The 10,149-nt window shown below is 68.9% G+C and carries 5 protein-coding genes and 2 pseudogenes; all 7 read right to left on the bottom strand.

The window, feature by feature from the left end; translation table 11 throughout:
- A pseudogene (locus ACGFNV_RS38825) lies at positions 1-494 on the bottom strand (galactosylceramidase); the annotation flags it as partial.
- A gap of 56 nt (positions 495-550) precedes the next feature.
- Complete coding sequence (locus tag ACGFNV_RS38820; protein ID WP_393629307.1) at positions 551-2,383, bottom strand: RICIN domain-containing protein; 1,833 nt, start codon at positions 2,381-2,383, stop codon at positions 551-553.
- Between the two features lie 29 nt (positions 2,384-2,412).
- Positions 2,413-3,942 (bottom strand): arabinofuranosidase catalytic domain-containing protein, encoded by a 1,530-nt coding sequence (locus tag ACGFNV_RS38815; protein ID WP_393629305.1) that lies wholly within the window; start codon positions 3,940-3,942, stop codon positions 2,413-2,415.
- 29 nt (positions 3,943-3,971) lie between these two features.
- A complete protein-coding gene (locus ACGFNV_RS38810) occupies positions 3,972-5,573 on the bottom strand; it encodes a glycoside hydrolase family 27 protein (RefSeq protein ID WP_393629304.1) in 1,602 nt (533 codons plus the stop codon).
- 53 nt (positions 5,574-5,626) lie between these two features.
- On the bottom strand, positions 5,627-7,069 hold the full coding sequence (locus ACGFNV_RS38805) for an arabinofuranosidase catalytic domain-containing protein (protein WP_393629329.1): 1,443 nt from the start codon (positions 7,067-7,069) through the stop codon (positions 5,627-5,629).
- A gap of 357 nt (positions 7,070-7,426) precedes the next feature.
- A pseudogene (locus ACGFNV_RS38800) lies at positions 7,427-8,899 on the bottom strand (endo-1,4-beta-xylanase); the annotation flags it as partial.
- A gap of 48 nt (positions 8,900-8,947) precedes the next feature.
- Complete coding sequence (locus tag ACGFNV_RS38795) at positions 8,948-10,081, bottom strand: ricin-type beta-trefoil lectin domain protein (RefSeq protein WP_393629302.1); 1,134 nt, start codon at positions 10,079-10,081, stop codon at positions 8,948-8,950.
- Positions 10,082-10,149 lie beyond the last annotated feature (68 nt).

Below are 10,149 nucleotides of genomic sequence, written 5' to 3'. Positions count from 1 at the left end.
ATGTCGGTGGACCAGAAGTTCCCGCCGCCGATCCAGCCCGGGGCGCCCCAGGCGAGCCCGTACAGCTTGATGTCCGGGTTGCGCGCCTTGGCCTGCTCCATCAGCCACCATTCGTAACCCCGGTCGCAGTTCAGGTCGGAGCGGGTGTGCTGGTGACTGGGCTCGGCCCCCGAGGTGGAGTTGGTGTCCCCGCCGACCTCCGCCTTGAGCATCTGCAGGGAGGCACCGTAGCCGGGCCGGAAGAGGTAGTCGAGGATCTGGCCGCGCTGGGGCTCGGGGTAGTCGATCAGGAGTCTGCTGTTGCCGCCCCCGCCGCTGATCGCGCCGACCCCGTCGAAGGTCCGGCCGCCCGAGGTGCCGTTGATCGTGATGGAGGTGGCGGCCTGGGCCGGCCCGGCGGCCGTGCCCACGACGCCGCCGGCGGCCAGGACGAGGCCCGCGACGACGGCCGTCGGGACACGCAGGCGCCGTAACAGCCGTCCGAATGCTGACACTGTGGGATCCTTTCGCAGGTGGGGGGTGTCCACGGCCGGTGCGGTCGGCGGACGGTTCAGCGGACGAAGAAGTCCTGGTTGGTGCCGGGTGCGTTCTTGCACGGCCACTGGTCCAGTTGCTGGCCCGCGGTGCTGCCGGCGCCGTAGACGTCCAGGCACAGACCGCTGTTGCGGTTCTGGAAGGCGTAGGAGCCGTCGGACTGGCGCACGGGCAGCCAGAGGCCGTTGGCCGCTGTGCCGGGGGGTTGTTGGACGATGTCCGGGGTTCCTGCCGTCGTGGAGCTGCCCGCGACCGCGACGTCCTGGCTGGAGCTCTGGGCGCGCAGTTCGCCGTAGCCGCCCGAGGCCGGCACGAACTGGAACTGCTGGTTGCTCTGCCCGTTGCAGGTCCACTGGTCGATCGCGGCGCCCGCGCTGCCCGAGTTGCCGTACACGTCCAGGCACAAGTTGTTGTTGGCGACGACGAGTTGGTGGTAACCGGTCGGGTAGCCCTCGCCGCCGGAGGAGGCCGGGGTGAGATAGACGGCGAACGCGTCGTGCGCGCCCTGGAACGTCAACGGCACGGTGATCGAGCCGCCCGAGGCGCTCAGGTTCTGGTCGTAGACGGTCTGGGGCGCGGCGAGAGGTGCCTGGTCCGGGATGCGGTGCACGGTGACGTGCACGCTGCCGGCGTTCGTCAGCCACGGTAGGGACGACAGGCCGTTGAAGGTCACGGACGAGGTACCGGAGTTGCCGTTCGCGTCGCCGATGATCGCGACCGCGCGCTTGTTGGCGGGGTCCTCGGAGGCCGAGATCGCCGTCGAGCCGACCTGGCCGGAGGTGTCGACCAGGGTGCCGGTCATGTCGGCGTAGTCGCGAAGCGCCCACCAGTTGCCGGTCGGCTGCCAACTGCCGCCGCTCTGGGTGAGGACTCCCGTCAGGTTGGGGGTGACGCAGCAGACCCAGTTGCCGCGCATCGCGTTGGTGTATCCGGACTGCGCGAACCGCGCCAGGTACCAGGCCGTCACCCCGGCGGTCTGCCGGTCGGCGGGCTGGTACTCGTTCGCGGACAGGGGCAGCGGTCCGATGCCCGCCGTGGTCAGGGCAGTGTTGAGGGACTGGGAGACGGTGACCGGGTCGTCGACATCTCCTTCGTCGTGGTTGGTGATCATGTCCGGTACCGTCCCGGCCGCCTTCACGTGCGCGAGCCAGGTCCGCCATTCACCCGGGTTGCTCTGCGGGGTGAAGGCGAGCGACGGTCCCACGATCTGCGCCGAGGGGGCGATGCGCCGGATCTCCCGGTAGGCGGTGTCCCACATCTGGAAGTACTGGGCGCTGTTCACACCCCGGGTCCAGAAGGCGGAGATGTCCGGCTCGTTCCAGATGTCGTAGGAGAACTTCAGCCCCGATGCCTGCAGTGCTCCCACCGTGGAGTCGATGAAGCTGATCCAGTTGGAGCAGTCGCCGTTGTCGCACGGGTATCTCGTGTTGGACGGCTGCCCGCCGTTGGCGCCGTAGATGTCGCTGACCAGTACCTGGTACTGCGCGTGGTACGGCGGCTGGGTGAGGCGTTTCGCCTGCGCGACGATCGAGTCGATGTCGGCCCGAGTGGCTGATCCATACTGGTAGTTGTCCCTGATCCAGCCGCCGGAGAACCAGCCGCCGCCGCGGAACGCGTTGATCCCCAGCGGCTTGATGAACTGGTCCGCCGGCTGGCTGCCGTCCTGCGTGAAGCCGTAGAGGAATCCCTCACCCACGCCGGTCGACGGGCCCCGCGTCGACGCCAGGTTCACGCTCAGCGCCTCGCCCGAGACGGCCCGGCTCTCGGCCGTCGCCGACAGCTGCAGCACGAACGCCAAGACGATGCCGACGGCCAGTACCAGACGGCCGGGTCTCGCTCTCGTCCTCATTCGGTCCTCCTGCGTCACGCGTCAGGGGGTCAGCTCAGTGACCACTGCTGGTTGGATCCGCCGTTGCAGGTCCACAGTTCGACGGGGGTGCCGTTGGCGGTGGCGGCGCCGGTCACGTCCAGGCACAGGCCGGACTGGGCGCTGGTGACGGTGCCGTTGGCGTTGACGTTCCACTGCTGGTTGGCCTGGCCGTTGCAGGTCCAGGTGATGACCTTGGTGCCGGGGCTGGTGCCCTGGCCGGAGGCGTCGAGGCACAGTCGGCTGCTGCCGGAGTACACGGCGAGCTCGCGGGAGTCGGTCCGGGACCAAGTCTGGTTCGCCGCTCCGGTGCAGTCGCGGATCTGAGTCTGCGTACCCGGGGTCGTGGACCCGCCCGGCACCTCAAGGCACTTGCCCGCTCCCACCGCGTGCAGCGCGGTCGACGTACCGCCGCCGCCCCCCGCGCCGTAGCCTGCCGCGGTGATGCTTGCCTGAACGGCGTTCTCAGTGGCGTCGGAGGGGTAGCCCGCCGTCATCGCGCCCTCGAAGAACTCGCCCACGCCGTTGGGGCTGTTGTCGCCTCCGGTGCCGAGCAGGACCGAACTGTCGACCTTCATCGGTGAGTAGCCGTTCGGCAGAGGGCCGGAGAAGGTGGTGGTCAGGCCGCCGCTCGCGCCGTTGCCGTATTTGAGAGTGAAGTTGCTGGTGCCGTTGTTCTTCAGCCACGCGCTGACGAACGGGTAGTGCACACCGGGGTTGTTCGGGTCCTTGTTGGAGCCGGTGTTGGTGTGGAACATGCCGTTCTCCAGGTCGGCCTCGACCCACGGACCGCTGCCGGTGCAGCCGCCGAACCAGCAGGCGGTGCCCCAGTAGATGGCGTTCATGGTGGCGTTGCCGGTATCGGTGTGGGAGTTCTCACCGCTGCCGTAGTCGAAGCAGCACCACTGGTTCGTGTAGTTCGACGAGGTCACCATGTAGATGCCTTCGGGCTGGGCTCCGGTGGGCACGCCGTTCGCGTGGTCGATCCGGTAGCCGACGCCGGGGGTGACCTTGACGCCGAAGACCTGATGGCCTGCGGCGGTCACCGGCAGGGCCATGGCGTCCGCGCCGACGTCGGATCCGTTCGGCCCGGGCCCCCTCCAGTAGCCGCCCCAGGAGATCGGCAGGTCGTTGTGCCGGGCGGTCTGGTCGTAGATCTTCGTGATCGTGCACGAGGTGCCCGAGCAGAACGACACCTGGGACGCGCCGTCCGCGTACCCGTCGGCGCTGAGCACTCCGATGTCGCGGTAGCTGTGGTCGGAGGCCCGCTGGATCTGGTACAGCGGCCCGTTGTACGAGGCGAACAGCGCCCTGGTCGTGGCGTGTGCCGTCACACACGGCGTACCGCCCGCGGCGTAGAGGTCGCACGGGAGGGACGCGTCCGCCACGTGGTGGGCCACCGGATGGGCGACGGCCGCCGTGTCGGGCCGCGGGGAGGTGGCGAACGCCGGGGCGCCGAACACGGCCACCACCATCGCCAGGGCGACAAGGAGCACGGCTTTCCCTCGCCTGCGTGGGCGATCACCGGCTGGTTCGAGCATGGAGACCTCCTCCGGGTCCGAATGCGGAGTCATCCCAACGTCCACCGCTGGCTGCTGCCGCCGTTGCAGGTCCGCAACTCGGCGAGGGTTCCGTCGGCGGTGGCCCCTCCGGCGACGTCCAGGCACAGGCCCGACTGGACGCCGGTGATGGTGCCGTTGGAGTTCAGCGTCCACTGCTGGTTGCTCTGGCCGTTGCACGACCAGATCTCCACCTTCGTCCCCGGGGTGGTCTGGTTGTTGTAGGCGTCCAGGCACATCTGGTCGCTGCCGGAGTAGACGGTGAACTGGTTGGACGCGGAGTGGGTCCAGGTCTGGTTGGCGCCGCCGTTGCAGCTCCAGATCTCCACCTGGGTGCCGGCGGTCCTGGTCGCGTTGGGTACGTCCAGGCACTTGCCCGCTCCCACCGCGTGCACCGCGCCGGTCACGCTGGTGCCACCGCCACTGGTGCCGCCCGCGACCCGGTACATCACGGTGCCGTGCGCCGGGACCGAGGCACTGATCGTGCCCGAGGTGGTGGAGGACGCCCCCGACCACAGGTCGGTCAGGGTGTAGGAGGACGCGCCGGTCTTCCCGATCGCGGCCGCGCTGGTGGTGATGGTCGCCGTCGAGCCCGTCTCGTTGAGCAGCGCGACCGACACGTCCCCGTTCGCCAGCGGCTTGGCCAGCACGTCGAGGCCGCCCGACGAGGAGATCATGGTGCCCTGCTTGCCGAGGGGGTCCTGGTCGACCGCGATCACCCGGGAGTTGGTCAGCGTGGACAGGGTCTCCGCACTGGCCGAGGGGATGTTGGTGCCCGCGATCAGCGGCGCGGCCATCTCCGCCCACAGGCTGAACTCGCTGCGGCTCTCGGTGGCCGTCATCGAGCCGTTGCCGACCTCCAGCATGTCCGGGTCGTTCCAGTGGCCCGGTCCCGCGTAGGAGGCCAGTCCCACGTTGCTGTGGAAGATGGACAGCATGCTGGCGAAGTTGGCGCTGATGTCCCCGGTGGTGCGCCAGCTGTTGCCCACACCCGCGCCCCAGGTCCAGACGTTGTCCTGGCCCCAGTTGCACAGGCTGTACAGGATGGGCCGGCCCGTGGCCGCCAGGGCGTCCCGCATCGCGGTGTAGCGGCTCTGCGCGGACACCCCGTTGTTGTTGCAGTTGTCGTACTTCAGGTAGTCCACGCCCCACGACGCGAACGACTGGGCGTCCGTGCTCTCGTGCCCCAGGCTGCCCGGATACCCGGCGCAGGTCGCGGTGCCCGCGTCCTCGTAGATCCCCAGCTTCAGCCCCAGCGAGTGCACATAGTCGGCGGTGCCCTTGATGCCGTCGGGGAACTTGGCCGGGTCCGGCACCAGACGGCCGCCGGAATCGCGGTTGTGCGTCATCCAGCAGTCGTCGATGTTGACGTAGGAGTAGCCCGCTGCCTGCATGCCGTTGGTGTGCATCGCCTGCGCGGTGGACTTGATCAGTGACTCGGAGACGTTGCAGCCGTACGCGTTCCAGTCGTTGAAGCCCATCTGCGGGGTCAGCGCCAGCCCGTTGCCCAGCGCGGCGGCGGGCTGCGCCGTGCCGAGGGAGACGAGGGGAACGCCCACGCAGAGCAGCGCGATGGAGAACGCGACCGCCAACGCCCGAGTAATCATGTGCATGTCATTAACTCCTGGACCGGGTTGCGGCAGAACTCACCGTAGGACAGAAGGACTCAGCGGTATCCGGCCGCGGTGATGTTCGCCTGCACCGCGTTGTCCGTCGCGTCGGAGGGGTAGCCGGCGACGACGGCCCCTTCGTAGAAGGTGCCGGCGCTGAGGTTGGCGCCGCCGCCGGGCTTGCAGCAGTCACCGCCGCTGCCGAGGACGATGGCGCCCTGCTTCTTCATCGGGCTGTATCCGCCGGGAAGTCCGCCGTCCCACAGGGTGGTCAGGCTGCCGGACTGCGCGTTGCCGCCCTTGAGGGCGAACCTCGACGTCCCGTTGTTCTTCAGCATCGCGGTGACGAACTTGACGGGGAAGGCCCGCTGGTTGCTGTTCCAGGACTGGCTGCCCCCGGAGTACAGGCCCCATTCCAGGTCGGCCTGGACCCAGGGACCGCTCCCCGAGCAGCCGCCGAACCAGCACTGGGTGCCGAAATTGATCGCGTCCATCGCCCCGGCCGCGTCGGCCTTCCGGGTGGTCTCGCTGTTGCCGTAGTCGAAGCAGCAGCCGTTGTTCACGTGGGTGCCGCTGGTCACCATGTACGCCCCTTCGGGCGCGCTGCCGGTCGGCACGCCCGTCAGGTGACCGTCCCGCCAGTAGCTGTTGCCGGGATTGATGTACAGCGAGTACGCCTTGGTGCCCCCGGCGGTCAGCGACTCCGAGGTCGCCTTCGCGGGACTGCTCTGACTCGATCCCGGGACCTGGGCCGATCCCTGGTACCACAGGTCGTTGCCGCGCCCGGACTGGTCGTAGACGACCGTGATCACACAGGAGGTGCCCCCGCAGAACGAGTCCTGCGCCGCCGCGTCGGCGAAGCCGCCGACCGCCCGTACGCCGATGTTCCTGGTCGCGTTGTCCGAAGCGCGCCTGACCTGGTAGAGGCTGCCGCTGTACGACCCGTAGAGCGCCCGCACGGTGCTGTGCGCGGCCACGCAGGGAGTGCCGCCCGCGGAGTAGATGTCGCATGGGCCCGACCCGCCGGGAGCGGGCGGAGGTGTCGACGTGGTCCACTTCTGGTTGCTCTGGCCGTTGCAGGTCCACAGGATGACCGCGGTGCCGTTGGCCGTGCCCGCCCCGTTGACGTCCAGGCACAGGCCGGACTGGGCACCGGTGACGGACCCGTCGGAGTTCTGCCGCCACACCTGGTTCGACTGGCCGTTGCACGACCAGATGATCACCGGGGTTCCCGGCACGGTCCGGTTGTCGTAGGCGTCCACGCATCGGGTGCCGCCCATCGTCCTCAGCTGGCCCGCCGAGGTGAACTCGAACGCCTGGTTCGGCTGGTTGTCACAGTCCTGGATGTCGAGCGCCGTTCCCGGAGTGTCGACATTGCCCCTGACGTCCAGGCACCGCCCGGACGCCGAACTCACCAAGGGCGACGACGTCGAGGCGAGGGCGGGTGCCGGTGCCGACCACGTCGGCGCGGTCGCCGACAGCATGGCCAGCAGCGCCATCACGGCTATGGCGGCGAACGCCGTCAAGCGTGGTCTGCGGGCCGTGGGACACCGACGGGAAAAGGGTGAAGACCGCATTCTGTTCCTCGGGGATGTGGGGGAAGGTGACGAGTGCTGTGCCTGGCCGAAGGGGATGGTGGCGAGGGCAGTCCAGAGCACCCACAGGAACCACTCAGACATCCCATGTCCTAGTGATTCCACAGGCCCCCGAACGAGTCAATACGCTCGGCACACCCCATCGAATTCCGATCCATCCCATGTATCGCTCCTGGTCAGACCGTTGTGAGGGCATGCCGGAAGCCGCGTCCGGCGACGGCCGCCGTACCGGACGCGGGGTGTTCGTTCCGGGTCACCTCACCTGAAGTTCCAGTGCTGGTTGGCGCCGCCGTTGGAGTCCCAGATCTGGACCGGGGCCCCGTTGCCGGTCTGGCCGCTGGGAATCTCCAGGGCCCGGCCTGAAGCGACGTTGATCAGGGTGTAGGAGCCGTCGCCGTTCCGGCTCGCCCGCCAGTGCTGGTTCGCACCGCCGTTGGCGTCCCAGATCGCCATCCGGGTGCCGTTGCCGGTCTGGCCGCCCGGCTCGTCCAGGACCCGTCCGCTGGCGATGTTCGTCAGCGTGTAGGAGCCGTCGCCGTTCTGACTCGCCCGCCACTGCTGGTTCGCAGCAGTGCCGTTGGCGTCCCAGACCTGCACGGGCGTGCCGTTCGCCGTCTGCCCGGACGGCACGTCCAGCACCCGGCCCGCGGCCACGTCGGTCAGCGAGTACACCGCGCCGGAGACGATGCCTCCGCCTGGATTCCCGGTACCTCCGCCGAGCGCGGAAAGGGCCGCGTCGTAGGCAGGCTTCTTGTTGCCGTTGTTGTCGAACAGCAGCGGGTTCTCCCCCGTCCGCCACGAGTCGTTGTCCCTGATCCCCCACACCGTGATGCCGGTGCAGCGGGCGACGCTCATGCACGCCCGGACCGTGTTCCCGTACGCGGTCGCCGAGGCCTGGGCGATGTCGAGCTCGGTGATCTGGACGTCGACGCCGAGTGCGGCGAAGTTGGACAGGGTGGTCTGGAAGCTCGACGGCGGGCCGCCTGCGCCGAAGTGGCTCTGGAGGCCGACGCAGTCGATGGGCACACCGCGCGCCTTGAAGTCCCTGACCATGTTGTAGACGCCCTGCGTCTTGGCGTCGGTCCAGTTCTCGATGTTGTAGTCGTTGTAGCAGAGCTTGGCGGCGGGGTCGGCGTTCCGGGCGGTGCGGAAGGCCTCCTCGATGAAGCCGTTGCCGAGCACGTTCTGGAAGACCGAGCTGCGGTGCTGACCGCTGCCGCCGTCGGCGAACGCCTCGTTGACCACGTCCCAGGCGTAGATCTTGCCCTTGTAGTGGGTCATCTCGGTGTTGATGTGGTTGTTCATCACGCTGCGCAGGGTGCCTGCGTCACCGATGGAGCTGACCCAGCCGGGCAACTGCGAGTGCCAGACCAGGGTGTGGCCGCGCATCCGCTGCCCGTGCGCGGTGGCATGGCTGACGATCTGGTCGGCCGGGCCGAAGTTGAAGTTGCCGCGGGACGGTTCGGTGGTGTCCCACTTCATCTCGTTCTCCGGGGTGATCATGTTGAATTCCCGGTCGAGAATCGTGGAATACGTCGAGTTGCCGAGTTTCCCGGCAGCCACGGCCGTACCGAAATAGCGGCCGCTGTCGGCGGCGGCCGCGCCCAGCGTGCCGGAAGCCGCGTGCGCGGTGAGGCCCGCCGGTCCGGTCAGGGCCAGTGCCGTGCCGGCCAACAGGGCGGTGGCCGAGACCAGCGCCCTGCGGAGCGGAGGCTCGTCGTTGAGCCAGGACATGAGGGATCAACCTCCTTGTGCGGGTGCGTGAGAGTGGGGGGCACGAGGTCAGGACACGGGCAGCGCGGTCCACTGCTGGTGGGCTCCGCCGTTGCAGTCCCACAGGACCAGTTGCGTACCGTCGGTGGTGGACGCGTTGGGGTCGTCGAGGCAACGGCCGGAGACCGGGTTGCGGTAGCCGCCGTTGTACGTCTGCCATTGCTGGTTGGTTCCGCCGTTGCAGTCCCAGATCTCGATCTTGGTGCCGTTGGCGGTACCGCGGCCGGTGACGTCGAGGCACTTCCCGAGCGCCCGCAGGGTGCCGTCGGAGCGCGCGGACCATGTCTGCGCGGCTGAGCCGTCACAGGTGCGGATCTCCGCGGCGGTCCCGTTGGCGCTGTTGCCGCCGCTCACCCCCAGGCACTTCCCCGCGATCCCGGAGCGCACCTGCCCGACCGCGGAATCCGGCGGCTTGATCCACCCCGCCGCGTCCGCGGCCTGAATCCCCGTGTTGAAGGCGTCCGCCATCTTGGCGAAGCCGCTGTCGTTGGGGTGCAGGGCGTCGGACAGGTCCGCGGCGGTCAGGGCGCTCATGTCCACCAGACGGACGTGCTTGCCGGCAGCCTGCTCGGCCTGGACGATCCCGGGCAACTTGGCGTTGAACGCGGGCCGGTTGGCCTCCTCGGTACCGCTGGTGGAGATGATCACGGTGCCGACGAGCACGGTCGCGTCGGGTGCGGCCCTGGTGATCTGGTCGATGAGCGCGCGGAGCCGGTCGGCCGCGGTCGGGATCTGGTAGTTGCCGTTCAGGTCGTTGGTGCCGATCTCCAGGGTGACCACGTTGGGGCGGTAACGGGCCAGCACGGAGTCCGCGATGCCGGCGATCTGGTCGATCCGCCAGCCGGAGTGGCCTTCGTTGTCCGGGTCGGACATGGTGCCGTTGCGCCCCGAGCCGACGAAGTCCAGGGTGTGCCCCTCGGCCGTCAGCTTGTTCGCCAGAAAGTTCCGGTAGCTGTTCCCGGACGGGCTGCCGACGCCCCAGGTGATCGAGTCGCCCAACGGCATCAGCCGCAGGGGTGTGGGCGCTGCGGCCTGTGGTGCGGAGGGCGGCGCCTCGGCGGCGGTGGCCGCTGCGGGCCACGCGGCGCCCATGGCGAGGGTGGCCGCCAGCGCCGCGGCCAAGGGTGCCCAGTACTTCTTCATCAGCGTTCCTCACTGGGTGCGGGACAGTGGGTGGGGGTGAACGAATCGCCGGTCCGTGCAGGCGTTTT

Source organism: Streptomyces sp. NPDC048751 (genome assembly GCF_043198595.1).
Lineage (GTDB): Bacteria > Actinomycetota > Actinomycetes > Streptomycetales > Streptomycetaceae > Streptomyces.
This window is presented reverse-complemented; position numbering and strand designations above follow the sequence as displayed.

Bases quoted from the DNA above. Each gene is read 5' to 3' on its own strand.
- ACGFNV_RS38820 (WP_393629307.1), bottom strand. From the start codon at position 2,383: ATGAGGACGAGAGCGAGACCCGGCCGTCTGGTACTGGCCGTCGGCATC.
- ACGFNV_RS38815 (WP_393629305.1), bottom strand. From the start codon at position 3,942: ATGCTCGAACCAGCCGGTGATCGCCCACGCAGGCGAGGGAAAGCCGTG.
- ACGFNV_RS38810 (WP_393629304.1), bottom strand. From the start codon at position 5,573: ATGCACATGATTACTCGGGCGTTGGCGGTCGCGTTCTCCATCGCGCTG.
- ACGFNV_RS38805 (WP_393629329.1), bottom strand. From the start codon at position 7,069: ATGGCGCTGCTGGCCATGCTGTCGGCGACCGCGCCGACGTGGTCGGCA.
- ACGFNV_RS38795 (WP_393629302.1), bottom strand. From the start codon at position 10,081: ATGAAGAAGTACTGGGCACCCTTGGCCGCGGCGCTGGCGGCCACCCTC.